The sequence below is a fragment of the Shimia biformata genome (assembly GCF_016888515.1).
Taxonomy (GTDB): domain Bacteria; phylum Pseudomonadota; class Alphaproteobacteria; order Rhodobacterales; family Rhodobacteraceae; genus Shimia_A; species Shimia_A biformata.
On record NZ_JAFEJK010000001.1, the window covers coordinates 661,591 to 679,804 of the forward strand.

Sequence of the window (18,214 nt, forward strand, 5' to 3'; positions counted from 1 at the left end):
GATCCGGTCAGGCGACCATCGTCTCTGCCGCCTTCAGATCCACTGACACAAGCTGGCTGACACCCTGCTCCGCCATCGTGACCCCGAACAACCGATCCATGCGCGCCATTGTGACGGCGTGGTGGGTGATGATCAGGAAACGGGTTTCGGTGCGGCGGCACATCTCGTCCAGAAGGTCGCAAAAGCGGGTTACGTTTGCGTCGTCCAGCGGTGCGTCGACCTCGTCCAGAACACAGATCGGGGCGGGGTTTGCCAGGAACACGGCAAAGATCAGCGCCAGCGCCGTCAAGGTCTGTTCGCCGCCTGACAACAATGACAACGTGGCGAGTTTCTTGCCCGGCGGCTGGCACATGATTTCCAGCCCGGCTTCGAGAGGGTCGTCGCTTTCGACCAGAACAAGGTTCGCCTCACCGCCGCCAAACAAGTGCTTGAACAGGAGCGAGAAGTTGCTGTTCACCTGTTCAAACGCGGTCAGCAGTCGTTCGCGCCCTTCGCGGTTCAAGCTGTTGATGCCATTGCGCAGGGTGCGGATCGCCTCTTCCAGATCCGCCTTTTCGCTGACCAGCGTGGCATGTTCCTCTTCGACTTCCTTCGAATCCTCTTCCGCCCGCAGGTTCACCGCACCCAGCGCGTCGCGTTGACGCTTCAGCCGGTTCACGTCGCCTTCTATGGCATGGCTGTCAGGCATCTTGTCCGGGTCGACCTGCAGCCGCTCCAACAGTTTTTGCGGCGTGGTTTCCTGTTCTTCCTCAATCCGTTCCGCGGCATAGGTCACAGTTTCGCGCGCAGCGTCGGCGCGGGCTTCGGAACGGGCGCGGGCTTCGCGGGCTTCCGATGCCGCGCGCTCGGCGTCGCGCTCGGCTTGTTCGGCGCTGCGTAGGGCGGTCTCGGCTTCGGCCAGCACATCTGCGGCCCCTTTGCGCCGCGCTTCGGCCTTGTCAATTGCATCGCCCAGCTCGGCGCGCTTCGCCGCGATCTCGTCAGGCGCGGCGCTGGCTTCTTTCAGTTCCGCTTCGGACGTCGTCTTGCGTTCGGCCAGTTCCGCGATGCGCTTTCCCGCTGTTTCCAGCCGGTGTTTCCAGCCCGAGATCTCTTTGGTCACCTCCTGGCTGCGGCGCAGGCGGGCCTCCCCTTCGCGGCGCAATTCGTCGTGAGCCGAGCGTTTGGACATCATCGTGATTCGTGCAGCCTCGACCGTCATCTTGACGTCCTCGACCCCGGCGCGGGCGGCATCGAGGTCGCCAAGGTCAGCTACGGCGCGCTCGGCATCCTTCACCTGTTCGCGCGCGGCAAGGGCTTCTTCCTCGTGACGGGCGACGGCAAGGCGCAGCGATTCCAGCCGGCCCTCGGCAAGATTCCGGTCGGCTTCGGCACGCGACATCATTCGGTTGGCATCAGCTACGGCGCGGTCGGCGTCACGGCGGGCATCTCGTGCTTCGCGGTCGGCGCGGGTTAGATCGGCCAGCTTGGTCTGCAAGGCTTCGTGCGCCTGCAACGCTCCGTCTGCCCGGGCCGTCGCGCGCGCCATGTCCTGCTTGAGTTCCTCAAGCCGGTTCAGTTGTTGCAGCCGTAGGGCCGCAGCCGACGGCGCGTCCTCGGCCCAGGCGCGATAGCCGTCCCAACGCCACAGGTCACCTTCAACCGATACCAACCGCTGGCCGGGTTTCAGCAAAGGTTGCAGCCGCTGCGCATCCTCGGGCGAGATCAGGCCGATCTGTCCCATGCGTCGCTCAAGCACTTCTGGCACCGAGACATGCTGGGACAGCGCGGTAATGCCTTCGGGCAGGGGCTGGTCCTGGTCATAGGCGGGCAGAACCTGCCAGCCGGACGGCCCGTCCTCGTCCACCTCGGGGGCCCGCAGATCATCCGCCAGTGCCGCGCCAAGCGCCTTTTCGAACCCTTGCTGTACCTGCAACCGGTCGAGGATCTGGCCACCCTCTGCCGTGTCGCGTTCCAACAGCTTGGCCAGCGCCGTGACCTCTGCCCGCAGCGCGTTCAATTCTCCCTCGGCCTCGGAGCGCTCGGCACGGGCGTCGGCCTCACGTGATTGGGTTTCGGCGCGGTCCGTTTCGGCCTGGGTCAGGCGGTTTTCGGCGTCCACCGCGGCCTGCGTCGCGGCTTCGACCGCCTCGCCAGAGGCAGCGAATTCTTCCGATGCCTTGGCCAGTTGCCCTTCTGACACGGTAACCGCCTCGCGCGCCTTCGACGCCTCGGTCTCGCTTGTGGCCAGCGTCTTGCGGCTGTCGTCCAGCAGCCGGTGCGCTGACTGGTGACGCGCCGCGAGCCGCGCCACATCCTCGGTCAACTGGGCAAGGTCCGATTCTCGTTCCTGAAGGATGGCGGCGGCCTGCCGTGCGTCCTCGGCTGCTTTTTCAAGCTTGTCACCGTGGCCTTCGCCAGCCTTGGCCAGTTCGCGCGCTTCCCATTCCAGCCGCTCGATGGTTTCACCAGCGTCCTTGTTCAGGCCCGATTCGCGCTCCATGTCCTTGGTCAGCTGCGCGATACGGTTGGTCAGGGTCTCGATGATCTGGCGGGCGTGCGCCTCTTGATCGTTCAACGTGTCGCGCTGGACCTGAAGCCGCTGCAGAACGGCTGCGGCAATCGCTTCTTCCTCGCGAAGGGGCGGTAGCGCCTCGTCTTTCTGCTGGCGCAACTTGGCGGCCTGCCGCGCGGCGGTTTCGGCCTGGGCCGCAGCGGTGGTGCGCTCACGCAGCTCGTCTTCGGCCTTGGCGCGTGCCTCATCTGCTTCTTTCCAGCGGCGATACAGCAACAGCCCTTCGGCCTGGCGCAGTTCCTCACCGATGGCGCGATACCGCGCCGCCTGCCGAGCCTGCCGCGCCAATTGCGCCAGTTGTCCGGCCAACTGTTCGATCACGTCATCGACACGGGTGAGGTTGGTCTCGGCGCCTTTCAGCTTCAGTTCCGCTTCGTGGCGGCGTTGGTAAAGCCCCGAAATCCCGGCCGCTTCTTCCAGAATCCGGCGGCGGTTCTTGGGCTTGGCGTTGATCAGTTCCGAAATCTGCCCCTGCCGCACAAGCGCAGGTGAATGCGCGCCGGTCGAGGCATCGGCGAACAGCATCTGTACGTCGCGTGCGCGCACGTCCTTGGTGTTCACCTTGTAGGCCGAACCCACGTCGCGGGTGATCCGGCGGATGATTTCAAGGTGGTCTTCATCGTTGAACCCGGCGGGCGCAAGCCGTTCCGAATTGTCGAGATGCAACGAGACTTCAGCAAAGTTGCGCGCGGGCCGGGTGGCGGCACCGGCAAAGATCACGTCCTCCATGCCACCGCCGCGCATCGCGGTGGGTCGGTTTTCGCCCATGACCCAGCGCAGCGCCTCAAGCAGGTTCGACTTGCCGCAGCCGTTTGGTCCGACAACACCGGTCAGACCATCAGCGATGATCAGGTCGGTTGGGTCGACGAAGCTTTTGAAGCCGTTGAGTCTGAGTTTCGAAAAGCGCAAATGGCTGTCCCGTTGATTCCTTGGGTTCAGGAAATGTGCAGAGCGGTGGGCCTTCGAGTCAATGTTCTTCTACCGGATATGGCGAATCTGGCGGGTTTATCCACAAGATATTGGTTCGGCGCGCTGGAATTGGGCCGCGTGACAAAGCCGCAACCACGCTAGAACAGGTCGGAATCACACTTGACCGCAGGGCCATTGGACGTCCAAAGAGGGAATACATGGTTTTCCCGCCTCCGCGCAGCTTGGGCGCAATGCGGATCGGGGATGAAATGGGAATGTGGGACGGGCACCTGCCCAAAGCCACAGCCGCCCCCGCGACTGTAAGCGGCGAGCGTGCGTTCAACGCCACTGGGGAAACCCGGGAAGGGAACGTAGCGCAATGACCCGCGAGCCAGGAGACCGGCCATGTGAACGAGAAACCAAATACCCGTCGGGTGTGACGGGACGAGGAGACAAACAAATGATGACGAATACGCAAACTCTTGCTTCCGCCCGCACCGGACTGGGTGCCGCAGTTCTGGCCCTGACCCTGGGTGTGGCGCTGCTGGCCGTGTCCGGCATGGCGCAGGCCACCGTTCTGCATGATGCGGCGCATGACCAACGCCACGCAATGGCATTCCCCTGCCACTAAGCGTTGCCGCGTCAATGACATGACCAAAAATCTGCTGTCCAGCGCGGTGTTCGCTGGCGTTGTGGCAGGGCTGTTGGCGGCCTTGCTGCAATTCGTGTTTGTCATTCCAATGCTGTTGGAAGGCGAGCTATATGAAACCGGCGCGCGGGTGCATTTCGTCGTCGATGGGACCACCATGTCCGAGAAGGGCGCACCGGGACTGGGGACCGACTGGGGCCGTCACCTGATGACGATCGCCTTCAACCTGGTCACCTATACGGGGTACGGACTGATCCTGGCGGCGGCGATGATGATCGCCCGACAGTTTCATGGCGCCGAGATTTCGGCACGGGCCGGGCTGATCTGGGGGCTGTGTGGCTTCCTTGCCGTGCAAATGGCGCCTGCCGTTGGGCTGCCGCCGGAACTGCCGGGGACCATCGCCGCCGAGATCGGGCCGCGTCAGGCCTGGTGGACGGGCACGATCATCGCCACGGTTGTAGGTCTGTGGCTGATCGCCTTCTCACGCGGGCTTGCGCCTGTGGTCGGGGCAGTACTGATCCTATTGCCGCATTTGATTGGCGCGCCGCATCTGGACACCTATTACGGCATCGCGCCGCCGGAACTGTCGGCTGAGTTCGCCACGGTCAGCCTTGGTACTGCCGCGGCTGGATGGACGCTGCTGGGGTGGGCCGTGGCCTATTTCCTGACACGCGGCGACAACGCCTGAAAAGATCGAACGCCCGTTACGATGTGACGGGCGTTCCCCTTTGCGGCACGCGCCCCCTGAGGCAGAACCGCAACCGCCCGGCGGCACGGGCGTCGGTGATGACGCCGCTGTCTGCCTCGGCAAACAATCCGGCCAGCGCAACGGCGTCGTCAAGATCGGCGGACGGGTCAACGCCAGCGAAAAGATAGGTTTCCTTGCCGTCGCCCCTTAGCGCGAGCGACACCGGTTCATCACAGATATTCAGGCAGGCCACAGTCTCGACCGCGATGTCACGCCGCCCCTGCGCATCCAGCGCGGCGCGCAGGGCCTTGGCAAAGCCCAATCCTTGGGCATCGCCGCTTGGGGTGCGGCAGGTTTCGCAGATGATTACGGTATCGGTCATGGTCCCGCTGGACTAGGGCAGTTTCCGATGTCAGACAAGGTGCAAGAGGTTTCACAGGCTTTCCCCATGTCCAACATAGTCATTCGCCCCGGTGATCCCCGTGATCCACAGGCCACTGCGTTGTTGCAGGCCAGTCATGCCCTGATGCAGTCGCTGTTTTCTCCCGAGGACAACCACTTCTTGTCCATCGACGCCCTCTGCGCCTCTAATATCCGTTTCTTCGTGGCCGAGGATGACGGTGCGCTTCTGGGATGTGTCGCGTTGGCGAACCAAGGGGACTATGGCGAAGTGAAATCGATGTTTATCACGCCCGAAGCGCGGGGCACCGGGATCGCAGATCTGCTGATGAAACGGCTGATTGCCGAGGCGCGTGCGCAGGCCCTGCCCGCGGTCAAACTCGAGACAGGTGACACGTTGTTTGCTGCCCACAAGGTCTATGCCCGCCACGGGTTTGTACAGTGCGGGCCCTTTGGCGAGTATGAGGATAGCCCGGCCTCGATCTTTATGACGCGGGTCGTGTAGTTAGCATTCGGACGTGCGCCATGTCGTGTCGCCGCCTGCCGGGGTCCAGACGTCGACCACCTCGCATTCGATTTCGATCGTCTCAATTCGCGCCACCCGCGCGATACCCGGTTTACCACCGCAGTTCAGGATACCGATGATCACAGCCTGATCGCCACGGATTTCCTTGACCGGGCAACCGGTGGTGATCTCCATCGCGATCTCGGCCCGCCGCGCAATGGGGCCAAGGCGGGGGGCGTATTCCGGGTTGATGCGTATCGCTTCGGCCAGCCGACCTTTGTGACGAATGTCGAATGTGCTGCCATCGACCGCGATGCGCGTGACTTCGACATCGCGGAAATGTCGGCTGGGTGTGTTGCAGCCGGCAACGGAAAGGATCAGCAAAAGAGTCCAGAATCTCATTCCGGCATCCTGTCCCTGGCATGGTTAACAAACCCTTTCCGCGGGTTTCACAAACCCGGGGTGCAAATGCCGCAGTTTACATTCCGAATTTTGCATATATTAATATTCTTAAACTGGAATGTGAAGGAGTCGAATCATGACCCAATCCCCAAACCGTCCCTCGGACAATTACGTACCGACATATTTCCTGGCCTCGCTTGGCGCTGGTGGCCTAGCCGTCACCTTCTTCATGTACCTGATGTTCTGGGTGCCGCATAAAGGCAAACCCGTCCCGACATTCGAGGACATCTCGACCGCATTTGCGACCGGGGACTTTCCCCTGCAAGCTGCCATCGCGATTGCCGTTCTGGGCATCGCAGCCTTTGCGATCCTGAACGTCAAATCGTTGATTTGGAACCTTTCGGCGTTGTCCGCTTTTCACAAGACCGAGGGCTATTCCAAGTTGCGCGCCACGAACGCCGAATCCACGCTTCTGGCGATGCCTCTGGCGCTTGCCATGACCGTGAACGCGCTGTTTATCGTCGGATTGGTATTCGTTCCCGGCCTCTGGTCGGTGGCCGAATTCCTGTTCCCCGCCGCGCTGATCGCCTTTGCTGCAATCGCGGTGATCGCGTTCCGCCTGATCGGTCAGTTCCTTGGTAGAGTTCTGGCAAAGGGGGGCATATTTGACGTGACCGCGCACAACAGTTTTGCCCAGATGCTGCCCGCCTTCGCACTAGCAATGGTGGCGGTCGGTATGTCGGCACCGTCGGCAATGTCGACCAACCCGACCACTGTTGGCATGTCGATTGTTATGTCCACCTTCATGGGCACCGCCGCGATCCTCTATTCGGTGCTCGCGCTGTTCACGGCCGTCAACTCGATGTTGCATCACGGCACCGCGAAAGAAGCCGCCCCTACACTGATGATCGTCGTCCCGCTGATGACAGTTCTGGGGATCATGTTTCTGCGTCAGAATCACGGGTTGCACACTACTTTTGAGACCCACGCCAGCGCAGGCGAAACCTTGGTTCTGCTGGCCCGGCTGATCGCAGTTCAGGTGTTGTTCCTGATGCTGGGGGTGCTGGTCTTGCGTCGCCAGGGGTACTTCGTCGACTTCGTCTTTGGTCAGAAGACCTCGCCCGGATCCTACGCGCTTGTCTGTCCCGGGGTTGGTTTCGCTGTGATGGTGCATTTCTTTGTGAACAAGGGATTGGTGGGTGCAGGAATTATTGAAAAATTCGGCCTTGCCTACTGGTCGTTGACCGCCATCGCCCTGATCAGCCAGTTCGCCATGATCGTCTTGGTCTGGCGTCTGAATCGGCAGCACTTCCCGCGCCGCGTGCAGCCGACAAGTGTGCCTGCCGAGTAGCCCTCCTTCTCGTTTGGCACCATCAAGGGTGTCCCTGTCGGGGCGCCCTTTTTGCGTTCTTGCCTCGGGTCGGCGCCGCGGGTATCCCGAGAGTAATGACGGAGGAACACCATGTCGGGAAAATCCATCGGGATTGCAATGCTGGCCTGCGCCGTGGCGCTGATGATCGGAATGATCGGGTTTGTCTTGCTGCTCAATCGTTTCGCCGACCAGAAATCCGAAATCGAGTATAACGTGAATGCCGTGCGCATGCTGACCTACCCGACAATGATCAGCTATCCGTCAACGGTCGTGGCGGATGCCGACGGGGAACATAGGCGCACCTGGGATGCGCCCTGCATCAAGACCACGCGCCCGACAGAGATCACCGGTACGACCACCGAAGGCAAATGGCCCGCAGGCGGCGTACCGCAATGTGGCGACTTTTTCGCGACTGCGACACGGGCCGACGACAGCCACGCCTTCGCGCCGGCCCGGTGCCTGCCGCTTCTGGTGCTGCCGTATGATCCGTCCGGCGATCCTGGGCAGGTTCTGGTCGTGCATGCGTCGGATGCGGTAATCCAGCTTGATCCACCAAAAGACACCCCCGAACAGGCCAGGACAGGCGTGGCGGCGCTGGACCGCGCATACAAAGCATATGCAGACGCCGAGGCATTCGATCTGGTCTCGGCCCGTGTTACGGACACGGCGCAGTGCGACGGATTTGCCATGACCCGCGTCGGAGTGCGGATCTATGATCTGGATCGCCTGCGCCAGACTGTCCCGGCCTGGCACGACTGACGGCCTTGCCCTGTTGCGACGCGCGTGGTCAAATGAGTTGACCAATTGCCCCGCGAGGAAATGATGCCGTTTCAAAAGGTCCAGCCCGAGAAGCTCTCCACCTCGGTTATTCGTCAGATCGAACTTCTGATCCTGCGCGGTATTCTGCGACCGGGGGAAAGGCTGCCATCGGAACGAGAGCTGTCGGATCGTCTGGGTGTGTCGCGCCCGTCGCTGCGCGAGGCTATCGCCGACCTGCAGGATCGCGGATTGTTGACTGCACGTGTGGGGGCCGGGATTTTTGTTGCCGACGTGCTGGGTGGCGCGTTTTCACCCGCGCTGACCCGGTTGTTTGCCGCCCATGACGAGGCGGTATTCGACTATATCTCATTCCGCCGCGACATGGAGGGGCTTGCTGCCGAACGTGCCGCGCGGCTGGCGTCCGATACCGATTTGAAAGTGATCCAGGCGGTGTTTGACAAGATGGAAGCCGCCCACCCAAAAAGGAACCCGGCGGACGAGGCGCGGCTGGATGCGGATTTTCACCTGGCTATCATCGAAGCCAGCCACAATGTGATCATGCTGCACATGATGCGCTCGATGTACCAGCTTCTGCGCGAGGGTGTATTCTACAACCGCTCGATCATGTTCAAACAGCGCACCACCCGCAGTGACCTTCTGGAACAACACCGAGCGATCAACGCGGCGTTGCAGGCGCGCGACGCGTCGGGCGCGCGGTCTGCGGTCGAAACACATCTGACCTATGTCGAAACGTCGTTGAACGACTATCTCAAGGCCCAGAAAAACGAAGTCGTCGCGCGCCAGCGCTTCGAACACGAGCAAAGCCGCTAGGGTTCGGGGCCGCGCCTACGGCGCGGCGATTGAGTATTTTGGCAAGAAAGAAGCTCAGATGGCCTCTGCCGTCATGCACAGCCGGTTGTCGGGGCCGCGCACGAACAGCGTGCCGTCCTGCGCGCGGCAGAACTCGGCCTTTTCGAAATGCATCAAGGGTGCAGTGGCACGGAAGCGAAAGCTTCGCAATCCGCCCAACCGCTCATCGGCCAGAAGCATCAGAAGCTGCGCCAGTAACGGACCATGCACGACCAGCCCGGCATACCCCTCGATGTCGCGGGCATAGTCGAGATCGTAGTGGATGCGGTGACCATTGAAGGTCAGCGCCGAGTAGCGAAACAGAAGCGTAGTATCGAAGGCGCGTGTGGCCATGACCTCGGACGCGTCAGGGGCGTTGGGTGGCACCGGTTTTGGTCCACCGGCTGCGGCGTCCTCGCGATAGACGAGGTCTTGGCATTCGGTGATGCAGAGGGTGCCGTTCTGGATCAACCGGTGTTCCAGCGTGACGAACCCAAGTGGGCCTGTGCGTCCGGTCTTGTGTTCTGCACGGATAAGGCGGGTCCGCTTTTCGGCCTGAATGCCGGCTTGCAGCGGGGTATGAAATGTCAGACGGCCACCGGCCCACATTCGCCGCGGCAATCCCATGTCCGGGATCAGCGCGCCTGTTCGGGGGTGCCCGTCACGTCCCAGCCGGGTAGGGGGCTGCACATCCCAGAAATAGAGATGGTGGAAGAAGGGTGGCAGCGGGTTCCCGGTTGCAAGGCTGTGCCCGGCTTCCAACGCCGTGAGAAGCGCGTTGGCGCGCGATGGGTCTAGCGGATCGTTTTGACCTTGGGTGTCGTTTTCGGCAATGTCCATGGGCAGGATGCTAGGATCGGAAAACGGAAGGGACAAGAACGGATGACGCCTCGGATCACATCGCTTGACCATTTGGTTCTGACCGTGGCCGATACCGAAGTGACGGCGCGGTTCTATGGCGATGTTTTGGGCATGGGCATTGAGACCTTTCGACCCGCGGACGGCAGCATCCGTACGGCACTGACTTTCGGCGCGCAAAAGATCAACCTGCATCAATCGGGCGCTGAATTTGACCCCAAGGCGGCGCGTCCCACCCCCGGATCGGCGGACCTGTGTCTCCTGACCGCGACTCCGCTTGAGGATTGGGGACGGCACTTGGCACGGTGTGGTGTCGAGGTGATCGAAGGCCCGGTGAAGCGCACAGGCGCGACCGGCCCGATCCTGTCGATCTATCTGCGAGACCCGGATGGCAATCTGGTCGAGATCAGTCGTCTTGTCTGACTGACAGTTCCAAATCAGCCTTCAACGCGTGGACTAGCCGTTGCAGCGACGCCCGATATTGGTCCGAAATCAACTGGCCATTCTCGTCGAATTGTTTGCGGCTGTCTGCCAGCATGACCTCGGGCGCCAGCGCCAGACGTGGGCGAAATGGCACGAGGCAGGTGCGCAGCATGGTCTGCGCCCGCGCGCCCCCGCTGCGGCCATCGGCGGCGGACATTACGGCCACGGGTTTCCCCTCCCACACTTTGTCCGGCGACCGGCTGATCCAGTCGAGCGCGTTTTTCAGCACGCCAGAGATGCCGCCGTTGTATTCCGGAGTCGAGATCAGCACCGCATCGGCTGCGCCAATCTGGGCGACCAGTTGCTCGACCGCGTCCGGGCGTCCTTCACGGTCCTCGTCGTCGCCATTGTAAAGCGGCAATTCCAGGTTAGCTTCTGCATAATCGCAGGGGCCGAAAAGCCGTGCGGCTTCGCGCAGAAGCAGGCGGTTGGTGGCATTGGAGCGCAGTGACCCGGAAAGGCCTAGAAGCGTGGGTTGGGACATGGGGAAACCTTTGGTACGGGTGAAGCAATGAAAAAGGCCCGACGCAGGCGCCGGGCCGATTTGTGGCGATTGCCTGATCAGCCGTTGGGCAGGATCACCAGTTCGACGCGACGGTTTTGGGCGCGGCCTGCTTCATTGAGGTTGGAGGCAATCGGCTGATCCTCTCCGCGGCCGATCGTCTGGATCCGCGAGAACGGCACGCCATTGTTCATCAGAACATCGGCCACAGCCTCTGCGCGGCGCTCGCTGAGCCGCATGTTATAGGCGGCATCGCCTGTGTTGTCGGTGTGGCCAAGGACTTGGATCACGCTGTCAGGATAGCGTTTCAGGCTGGCGGCGACATCGGCAAGGTCGGATTTCAGTTCGCTGCGCACGACATAGCTGTCGGTGGCAAAGGTGACGTCATTGGGCATGGTCACGATCAGGCGGTCACCGGTGTTGGTCACTGTAACGCCTTCGGTATCGATGCTGTTGCGCAGTTCGGCTTCCTGCTTATCGAGAACACTGCCGGTGATGCCGCCGACAGCGGCGCCGATGACAGCGCCCTTGACGGCGTTGCCGCCAAAGATTTCGCCGAGAACAGCGCCGCCAGCCGCGCCGACCAGCGCGCCAGTGCGGGTGTTCTGGTAATCGCCGTTGCCATTGACTGCGCCGGGATCGGCACAGCTTGCAAGGGTCAGGACCGAAGCGGCGCAAATGAAGATTGGGGTGCGGAATGTCATGTCGAAAGCCTCTTTCCCTCGTGCATTTATTGCACTTTCAGCCATCTATAGCCGAGGCATGACAGTCGAGGAACTCAAATCGCTGTCAGATCGGCGGGTTTCCGCGTTCCGGCGGGCGGTGCGGGAGATTCTGCTTGTGCCGATTCATAGGCCAGCAGAGCGCGTTTCACCGGCAGCCCCCAGTGATAACCGCCCAGTCCGCCGGTCTTGCGCAAAGCGCGATGGCAGGGGATCAACCAACTGACCGGGTTGCGCCCCACCGCCGTGCCGACCGCGCGCACCGCCCTGGGTCGTCCAATCACGCGGGCAATTTCGGAATAGGTGCTGACCTGTCCCGAGGGGATGCGCATCAGCGCCTCCCAGACCTTGATCTGCAGGGGCGAACCGATCATGTAAACCGGCACCTTGTCCAGATCACCCGATTGGGCGTCATAGGCAGCCAGAACCCAGTTCCGCAGAAACAGCGGGTCCTCGACGAAGGCCGCCTTGGGCCAGCGCGATACAAGGTCCTCCATCGTCGCCTCGGCCCCGGTTTCAGCCGCAAAGCCGATGCCGCAGATGCCCTTTTCGGTGCCCATGACAAGGCTCAGACCGAAGGGGCTGTCAAACCATCCCCAGTATATCGTCAACCCGTCGCCTTTGCGGGCATATTCGCCCGGACTCATCGCTTCCCAGCGCAGGAACAGGTCGTGCAGACGGCCAGACCCGGAAAGACCCACCGCCCCGGCGGTATCCAGCGTGGTGAAGTGATCATGCAGCAAAGCCTTGGCATGGCCCAGAGCAAGGTATTGCTGCAACCGTTTCGGCGATACCCCGGCCCATTGCGTGAACAGCCTTTGGAAATGTGCCGCACTCATCCCCATCGCCGCCGACAGCTGATCCAGCGACATCGCCTCGCCCTCGCGGTCGATCAGCTCGATCGCGCGGCGCATGACGTTGAAATGATAGCCCTGTTCCATATCGGTCATCACGGCCTCCTGTTTCAGTTGTTCGGATCAAAGGTAAAACGGGCCGCCAACTCAGGCGACCCGTTTCTTGAGCATTCACAGTTTGCCGCGCTGGACGCGGTGAATCAGGGAAGGGTGGGCGACAGAAGGAACATCGCCTGCAGCGCGATCCCCGGCACCACGCCGGGCATCGACTCGCGAAAAACCGTCTCGATCGTACCTCCGTCGAACATCTCGGACAGCACCGTGTCGACCAGAAGCCGGAAGTCACTGTCACCGCGCGCCATCGCCAGCCCGTGTTTCTCGATTGTCAGGATATCGTTTGACACCTTGACCGACCGGGCCAGCTTGCGGGTACCCAACTGCCCAAGAAGGATCGACTGATCCGCGAAATATGCGTCGATGGTCCCGTTCGCCACGGCGTCGACCCCGGCGCCATGGTCATTGAATCGTTCAATCTTGGCCGTCATGCCAAGGTCGGAAAGAGTTGTCTCAAGCCCGGCCTCGGTGGTCGTCCCGGCCCGCACGCCAATGGTCTTGCCCTCAAGCGACTGAAAGCTCTCATCCGCCGCGACCGGTAGCATGACCGAAGCTCCGTCCACGTAGATCGGGACCGAGAAATCGACCTTTTGACGCCGCCCAAGCGTGATGGTCGCGGCACCGCACAAGATGTCGATTTCGCCGTTCGCGACAGCATCGAAGCGGGTACGGGTGTCCACAGGTACAAAATTCACATCAAGCGTCGAGATTTGCAGATGATTGATAATACCTTGCGCCAGTACCGCGCATAATTCAGGTGTATATCCGGCCGGATTGCCCTCGTCTGTCTGGTAGGAAAGCGGGACTGCATCGGTACGAAAGCCAAGGCGAAGCTCTCCGGTTTCCTTGATCCGTTCAATGGTTTGCGCACCTGCGGGCACGGCCAGCGAAAGCGCCAGAGCAAATGTCGAAAAAATGGATTTGAACACAGGCATTCCTTTTCAAAAGTCTTGGGCCGCCAAGAATGTCTCCGACTGGTCTGGAACGGCTGAGACGGTGTCGGATTTGGCCTTTCATGGCAATCGTATCACTTTCGATGACACCTTGGGGCCGGGGTGAATGGTATCCAGCATTGCAGGAAAAACCACGCTCTCCAACCGAATTTGTACCGGATGCCCCTCAGCCCTTGCCTGTCACGCGCCCGCTGTGCATTAGGGGCAGCATGGTCAGGCAACTAGATTATCATACCATCCGCGAGATCTTTACCCGTTTCCGCGCCGCGGAAGCCGAGCCCAAGGGCGAGTTGGATCATGTCAACGCCTATACTCTGGTCGTCGCCGTGGCCCTGTCTGCCCAGGCAACAGACGCCGGGGTGAACCGGGCGACCAAAGATCTGTTCAAGATCGCCGATACACCGCAGAAGATGCTGGACTTGGGCGAAGAGGCCTTGATCGAGCATATCAAGACCATTGGCCTTTACCGCAACAAGGCCAGGAACGTCATGAAACTCAGCCGTATTCTTGTCGATGATTATTGTGGCGAGGTTCCGAATTCACGCGCAGCACTGGAAAGTCTGCCGGGGGTCGGGCGCAAGACCGCAAATGTGGTCCTGAACATGTGGTGGCGCTATCCGGCGCAGGCGGTGGACACTCACATCTTCCGCTTCGGTAATCGGTCTGGCGTGGCCGTGGGCAAGGATGTGGTCGCCGTTGAACGCGCCATCGAAGACAATATCCCGGCGGATTTTCAGTTGCATGCGCATCACTGGATGATCCTGCATGGCCGATACACCTGCAAGGCGCGCAAACCCGTTTGCGCGGCCTGCCTGATCCGTGACTTGTGCGAATTTGAGGAAAAGAACCTATGAGCACCTACCAGGTTGTCGGAATCGGCAACGCCATCGTTGACGTGATTTCGCAATCCGACGACCAGTTCCTTGACCTTATGGGCATCCAGAAGGGCATCATGCAGCTGGTCGAACGCGAGCGCGGGGAAATGCTTTATGGGGCGATGACCAACCGCACCCAGGCGCCCGGTGGATCGGTTGCCAACACGTTGGCGGGGCTGGGCAATCTTGGCCTGTCGACCGCTTTCATCGGGCGGGTCCATGACGACGCGCTGGGCCAGTTCTATGCCCGCGAAATGGCTGCCGATGGCACCGATTTCGTGAACCCGCCGGTGCAGGGCGGAGAGCTACCGACGTCGCGCTCGATGATCTTCGTCTCGCCCGATGGCGAACGCTCGATGAACACATATCTCGGGATATCCTCGGAACTGGGGCCGGACGATGTGTCGGACGATGTGGCGGGGCAGGCGCAGATCCTGTTCCTTGAGGGGTATCTTTATGACAAGGACAAAGGCAAACAGGCCTTCGAACGCGCCGCAAAACTGTGCCAGCAGAGCGGCGGCAAAGCCGGGATCGCGCTGTCCGATCCGTTCTGCGTTGACCGTCATCGCGATGACTTCCGTCGGCTGGTGAAGGAACTCGACTATGTGATCGGCAACGAACACGAGTGGGAATCGCTTTATCAGACCGACCTGTCTGCGGCACTGGAACAGGCGGCCCGTGATGCCGGAACCGTTGTTTGCACTCGGTCGGGGCATGACGTGGTTCTGGTGCGTGGTGACGAAGAGGCTGTCGTGCCGGTGAAAGAGGTTGTTCCCGTGGACGCCACCGGCGCGGGTGACCTGTTCGCCGCCGGTTTCATCTATGGCATGGCGACAGGTCAATCGCTCGAAGTGTCGGGCCGGATGGGATGTGTCGCGGCGGCTGAAGTGATCAGCCATTTCGGTGCCCGCCCCGAAGCCGACCTGAAAGCTTTGTTTCGCGCGCAGGGACTGATCGGCTAGGCGCTCTCGCCCGCGTTGCCGCGGCAAAGCCGCGTCCAACCGAGTTTGGCCGGTCCGTGCGGCCGCGCGGTATGCCTGCGGCGCAGGTATTTTCCGAAAGAGAAAGCCAAACGGTGCGCCCCACTCTGCGTCTTGGAGCAGAACGGGGCGGCTTTCCCTTTCGCGGTCATCGGCTCCTCAGCCTGTACCGCGTCGTCGAGTATGGTGCGGCAAGGTTAACAAATCATACCCGCGCTTTTCGTTTTCCAAAAATACCTCGGGGGGAGGGGTGCGGACGCGGCGCGTCCGCAATCCGGGGCTGGCCCCCATTGCGGCGGGAAACACAGGCAATCCCATCGCCGGGGTTTTCCCTCGTTTGTATTTGGGCTAAACGCCTGTGAACCCAATTCTGACAAGCGGAATCCACGCATGAAATTCACCCTGTCCTGGCTGAAGGATCACCTCGAGACCGAGGCGACCCTGGATGAGATCGTCTATGCGCTTACCGATCTGGGTCTCGAGGTCGAAGAGGTCTCGAACCCGGCGGAACGGCTGAAGGACTTTACCATCGGCAAGGTGATCCATGCCGAGAAGCATCCCGATGCCGACAAACTGCGGGTGTGCAAGGTGATGACGGATGAGGGCGAAATGCAGATCATCTGCGGCGCGCCGAATGCCCGGGAGGGGATCACCGTCGTCGTGGCCAAACCCGGTGTCTATGTGCCGGGTATCGACACCACCATCGGTGTCGGCAAGATCCGCGGTATCGAAAGCTTCGGCATGATGGCCTCCGAGCGCGAGATGGAGCTGTCGGACGAGCATGACGGCATCATCGAACTGCCTTCGGGTGAAGTGGGGCAGCGTTTTGTCGACTGGCTGGCGGAAAACGATCCGGCCAAGGTCGACGCGGTGATCGACATCGCCATTACTCCGAACCGTCCCGACGCGCTTGGCGTGCGCGGGATTGCACTTGATCTGGCAGCGCGCGGGTTGGGCACGATGAAGCCTGCACCCGAGGTGGCGATCGAGGGCAAGTTCCCGTCGCCGGTCAATGTCTCGATCGACGCGGACACGCTGGACGGCTGCCCGTTGTTTGCCGGGCGCGTGATCCGGGGCGTCAAGAACGGACCAAGCCCCGCCTGGTTGCAAGACCGGCTGCGGGCGATCGGGTTGCGTCCGATCTCGGCCCTTGTCGATATCACCAACTTCTTCACCTATGACCGCAACCGCCCGATGCATGTCTTCGACGTGGACAAGGTCAAAGGCGACCTGCGCATCCACCGCGCCAAAGGCGGCGAGACACTGTTGGCGCTGGATGAAAAGGAATACACGTTCAGCGAAGGCCAGATTGTCATTTCCGATGACGAGGGCGTTGAATCCATTGCCGGTATCATGGGCGGCGAGGCTACGGGCTGCACTGAGGAAACGACCAATGTGTTCCTTGAGGCCGCGCTTTGGGACCATATCCAGATCGCCTATACGGGCCGCGCCCTGAAGGTTAATTCCGATGCCCGCTACCGGTTCGAACGCGGCGTTGATCCGGCCTTCAACATGCCGTCGATCGACCTTGCGACCCAGATGATCCTTGATCTTTGCGGTGGCGAACCGTCCGAGATCGTCGTGGCAGGCAAGGTGCCGGATGTGTCCCGCGCATATCGTCTGGATACCGACAGGGTGCAGTCGCTTGTCGGCATGGAAATCCCTGCGGATGAACAGCGCAAGACGTTGACTGCATTGGGCTTCGTGCTGGACGGGGATATGGCGCATGTCCCGACATGGCGTCCCGACGTTCAGGGTGAGGCCGATCTCGTGGAGGAAGTGGCGCGTGTCGCGTCGCTGACCAAACTTCAGGGCAAGCCGATGGCGCGGACAACGGCAGGCGTGCCCAAACAGATCCTGTCGCCCATGCAGAAGCGCGAACAGATCGCGCGGCGCACAACGGCGGCGTTGGGCTACAACGAATGCGTGACCTACTCCTTCATCGACAAGGCGTCGGCGGCGCTGTTTGGCGGTGGCGAAGATACCACCATGCTGGAAAACCCGATCTCGTCCGAGATGAGCCACATGCGCCCCGATCTTCTGCCCGGCCTGTTGCAGGCGGCGGCGCGCAACCAGGCGCGCGGTTTCATGGATCTGGCGCTGTTCGAGGCGGGGCCCGCCTTTCACGGCGGTGAGCCCGAAGAACAGCATCTTCAGGTGACCGGCCTGCTGGTTGGCCGCACCCAGGCCAAGGACGTGCATGCCGAAAGCCGGAGTGTCGATGTCTATGACGCCAAGGCAGATGTCGAGGCGGTCCTGTCTGCCATTGGCGCGCCGGCCAAGGTGCAGATCATGCGTGGTGGTGATGCATGGTGGCATCCCGGGCGTCATGGACGGGTTTGCCTTGGGCCCAAAAAGACGTTGGCCGTGTTTGGCGAATTGCACCCCAAGGTGCTGGATGCGATGGACGTCAAGGGACCGGCTGTTGCCTTCACCATCTACCCCGCAGAAATCCCGATGCCGCGCAAGAAATCCGCCACCCGCCCTGCGTTGGAACTGCGTGATCTGCAAGCGGTCGAGCGCGACTTTGCCTTTGTCGTCGACAAGGACGTCGAGGCGCTCACGCTGGTCAATGCTGCGGCGGGCGCGGACAAGACGCTGATCGAAGATGTGCGGGTCTTTGACGAATTCATCGGAGGCTCGCTCGGCGAGGACAAGAAATCCATCGCTGTCACCGTGCGCCTGCAGCCGACAGAAAAGACGCTGAAAGAGACGGATATCGAAGCGGTTGCAGCCAAGATCGTCGAGAAGGTGACCAAGGCCACTGGCGGTATGCTGCGCGGCTGA

At 61.4% G+C, this 18,214-nt stretch carries 18 protein-coding genes and 1 riboswitch; of the genes, 10 read left to right on the plus strand and 8 right to left on the minus strand.

Annotation, left to right across the window (positions count from 1 at the left end):
• Window positions 1-7: 7 nt before the first annotated feature.
• On the minus strand, window positions 8-3,463 hold the full coding sequence (smc, locus tag JQ863_RS03100; RefSeq protein WP_204112865.1) for a chromosome segregation protein SMC: 3,456 nt from the start codon (window positions 3,461-3,463) through the stop codon (window positions 8-10).
• Window positions 3,464-3,665: 202 nt separating this feature from the next.
• Window positions 3,666-3,885: riboswitch (cobalamin riboswitch) on the plus strand.
• A 38-nt stretch (window positions 3,886-3,923) separates the two neighbouring features.
• Here smc and JQ863_RS03105 point away from each other — a divergent pair.
• Entirely contained in the window at window positions 3,924-4,094 is a 171-nt protein-coding gene (locus JQ863_RS03105; RefSeq protein ID WP_204112866.1) for a CbtB domain-containing protein, read from the plus strand.
• Between the two features lie 19 nt (window positions 4,095-4,113).
• Window positions 4,114-4,800: a CbtA family protein gene (locus JQ863_RS03110; RefSeq protein WP_204112867.1), complete on the plus strand. Its 687-nt coding sequence runs from the start codon at window positions 4,114-4,116 to the stop codon at window positions 4,798-4,800.
• A 16-nt stretch (window positions 4,801-4,816) separates the two neighbouring features.
• On the opposite strand, the gene JQ863_RS03115 is transcribed toward JQ863_RS03110, so the two are convergent.
• Window positions 4,817-5,182, minus strand: coding sequence for a DUF1636 family protein (locus JQ863_RS03115; protein ID WP_204112868.1), 366 nt, complete (start codon window positions 5,180-5,182; stop codon window positions 4,817-4,819).
• Window positions 5,183-5,248: 66 nt separating this feature from the next.
• Here JQ863_RS03115 and JQ863_RS03120 point away from each other — a divergent pair, with 66 nt between their 5' ends.
• Window positions 5,249-5,704: a GNAT family N-acetyltransferase gene (locus JQ863_RS03120; RefSeq protein WP_204112869.1), complete on the plus strand. Its 456-nt coding sequence runs from the start codon at window positions 5,249-5,251 to the stop codon at window positions 5,702-5,704.
• On the opposite strand, the gene JQ863_RS03125 is transcribed toward JQ863_RS03120, so the two are convergent.
• Window positions 5,705-6,106 carry a hypothetical protein gene (locus JQ863_RS03125; RefSeq protein WP_204112870.1) on the minus strand — a complete coding sequence of 134 codons (402 nt, stop codon included), beginning with the start codon at window positions 6,104-6,106 and terminating at the stop codon, window positions 5,705-5,707.
• Between the two features lie 136 nt (window positions 6,107-6,242).
• Between JQ863_RS03125 and JQ863_RS03130 the strand changes: the two genes are divergently transcribed.
• The 3 genes from JQ863_RS03130 (at window position 6,243) to JQ863_RS03140 (ending at window position 9,068) form a co-directional block, all read left to right on the plus strand.
• Window positions 6,243-7,457, plus strand: coding sequence for a TsoY family (seleno)protein (locus JQ863_RS03130; RefSeq protein WP_204112871.1), 1,215 nt, complete (start codon window positions 6,243-6,245; stop codon window positions 7,455-7,457).
• A gap of 111 nt (window positions 7,458-7,568) precedes the next feature.
• Complete coding sequence (locus JQ863_RS03135; RefSeq protein ID WP_204112872.1) at window positions 7,569-8,237, plus strand: hypothetical protein; 669 nt, start codon at window positions 7,569-7,571, stop codon at window positions 8,235-8,237.
• 63 nt (window positions 8,238-8,300) lie between these two features.
• Window positions 8,301-9,068, plus strand: a complete 768-nt coding sequence (locus tag JQ863_RS03140) for a FadR/GntR family transcriptional regulator (RefSeq protein WP_204115038.1) — start codon at window positions 8,301-8,303, stop codon at window positions 9,066-9,068.
• Between the two features lie 54 nt (window positions 9,069-9,122).
• Here JQ863_RS03140 and JQ863_RS03145 read toward each other — a convergent pair whose 3' ends face one another.
• Complete coding sequence (locus tag JQ863_RS03145; RefSeq protein ID WP_204112873.1) at window positions 9,123-9,926, minus strand: HTD2 family dehydratase; 804 nt, start codon at window positions 9,924-9,926, stop codon at window positions 9,123-9,125.
• Between the two features lie 42 nt (window positions 9,927-9,968).
• Between JQ863_RS03145 and JQ863_RS03150 the strand changes: the two genes are divergently transcribed.
• A complete protein-coding gene (locus tag JQ863_RS03150; protein ID WP_204112874.1) occupies window positions 9,969-10,367 on the plus strand; it encodes a VOC family protein in 399 nt (132 codons plus the stop codon).
• On the opposite strand, the gene JQ863_RS03155 is transcribed toward JQ863_RS03150, so the two are convergent.
• From JQ863_RS03155 to JQ863_RS03170, 4 genes are all read right to left on the minus strand, one after another.
• Window positions 10,351-10,911: an NADPH-dependent FMN reductase gene (locus JQ863_RS03155; RefSeq protein ID WP_204112875.1), complete on the minus strand. Its 561-nt coding sequence runs from the start codon at window positions 10,909-10,911 to the stop codon at window positions 10,351-10,353. The genes JQ863_RS03150 and JQ863_RS03155 overlap by 17 nt on opposite strands.
• Window positions 10,912-10,988: 77 nt before the next feature.
• Window positions 10,989-11,633: a YiaD family glycine zipper/OmpA-like lipoprotein gene (locus JQ863_RS03160; protein WP_204112876.1), complete on the minus strand. Its 645-nt coding sequence runs from the start codon at window positions 11,631-11,633 to the stop codon at window positions 10,989-10,991.
• Between the two features lie 74 nt (window positions 11,634-11,707).
• Entirely contained in the window at window positions 11,708-12,601 is an 894-nt protein-coding gene (locus tag JQ863_RS03165) for a methylated-DNA--[protein]-cysteine S-methyltransferase (RefSeq protein WP_204112877.1), read from the minus strand.
• Window positions 12,602-12,705: 104 nt separating this feature from the next.
• Entirely contained in the window at window positions 12,706-13,548 is an 843-nt protein-coding gene (locus tag JQ863_RS03170; protein ID WP_338055473.1) for an amino acid ABC transporter substrate-binding protein, read from the minus strand.
• A 233-nt stretch (window positions 13,549-13,781) separates the two neighbouring features.
• Between JQ863_RS03170 and nth the strand changes: the two genes are divergently transcribed.
• The 3 genes from nth (at window position 13,782) to pheT (ending at window position 18,214) form a co-directional block, all read left to right on the plus strand.
• Entirely contained in the window at window positions 13,782-14,426 is a 645-nt protein-coding gene (nth, locus tag JQ863_RS03175) for an endonuclease III (RefSeq protein WP_204112879.1), read from the plus strand.
• Window positions 14,423-15,409, plus strand: a complete 987-nt coding sequence (locus JQ863_RS03180; RefSeq protein WP_204112880.1) for an adenosine kinase — start codon at window positions 14,423-14,425, stop codon at window positions 15,407-15,409. The genes nth and JQ863_RS03180 overlap by 4 nt, the downstream gene beginning before the upstream one ends.
• A 408-nt stretch (window positions 15,410-15,817) precedes the next feature.
• Window positions 15,818-18,214, plus strand: a complete 2,397-nt coding sequence (pheT, locus tag JQ863_RS03185) for a phenylalanine--tRNA ligase subunit beta (RefSeq protein WP_204112881.1) — start codon at window positions 15,818-15,820, stop codon at window positions 18,212-18,214.

What these genes read in the sequence shown, in the direction of transcription:
- JQ863_RS03155 (WP_204112875.1), bottom strand. Translation starts at nt 10,911, where the DNA reads ATGTCCCAACCCACGCTTCTAGGCCTTTCCGGGTCACTGCGCTCCAAT.
- nth (WP_204112879.1), top strand. Translation starts at nt 13,782, where the DNA reads ATGGTCAGGCAACTAGATTATCATACCATCCGCGAGATCTTTACCCGT.
- JQ863_RS03150 (WP_204112874.1), top strand. Translation starts at nt 9,969, where the DNA reads ATGACGCCTCGGATCACATCGCTTGACCATTTGGTTCTGACCGTGGCC.
- JQ863_RS03140 (WP_204115038.1), top strand. Translation starts at nt 8,301, where the DNA reads ATGCCGTTTCAAAAGGTCCAGCCCGAGAAGCTCTCCACCTCGGTTATT.
- JQ863_RS03125 (WP_204112870.1), bottom strand. Translation starts at nt 6,106, where the DNA reads ATGAGATTCTGGACTCTTTTGCTGATCCTTTCCGTTGCCGGCTGCAAC.
- pheT (WP_204112881.1), top strand. Translation starts at nt 15,818, where the DNA reads ATGAAATTCACCCTGTCCTGGCTGAAGGATCACCTCGAGACCGAGGCG.
- JQ863_RS03115 (WP_204112868.1), bottom strand. Translation starts at nt 5,182, where the DNA reads ATGACCGATACCGTAATCATCTGCGAAACCTGCCGCACCCCAAGCGGC.
- JQ863_RS03120 (WP_204112869.1), top strand. Translation starts at nt 5,249, where the DNA reads ATGTCCAACATAGTCATTCGCCCCGGTGATCCCCGTGATCCACAGGCC.
- JQ863_RS03145 (WP_204112873.1), bottom strand. Translation starts at nt 9,926, where the DNA reads ATGGACATTGCCGAAAACGACACCCAAGGTCAAAACGATCCGCTAGAC.
- JQ863_RS03135 (WP_204112872.1), top strand. Translation starts at nt 7,569, where the DNA reads ATGTCGGGAAAATCCATCGGGATTGCAATGCTGGCCTGCGCCGTGGCG.
- JQ863_RS03110 (WP_204112867.1), top strand. Translation starts at nt 4,114, where the DNA reads ATGACCAAAAATCTGCTGTCCAGCGCGGTGTTCGCTGGCGTTGTGGCA.
- JQ863_RS03105 (WP_204112866.1), top strand. Translation starts at nt 3,924, where the DNA reads ATGATGACGAATACGCAAACTCTTGCTTCCGCCCGCACCGGACTGGGT.
- JQ863_RS03160 (WP_204112876.1), bottom strand. Translation starts at nt 11,633, where the DNA reads ATGACATTCCGCACCCCAATCTTCATTTGCGCCGCTTCGGTCCTGACC.
- JQ863_RS03165 (WP_204112877.1), bottom strand. Translation starts at nt 12,601, where the DNA reads ATGACCGATATGGAACAGGGCTATCATTTCAACGTCATGCGCCGCGCG.
- JQ863_RS03180 (WP_204112880.1), top strand. Translation starts at nt 14,423, where the DNA reads ATGAGCACCTACCAGGTTGTCGGAATCGGCAACGCCATCGTTGACGTG.
- JQ863_RS03130 (WP_204112871.1), top strand. Translation starts at nt 6,243, where the DNA reads ATGACCCAATCCCCAAACCGTCCCTCGGACAATTACGTACCGACATAT.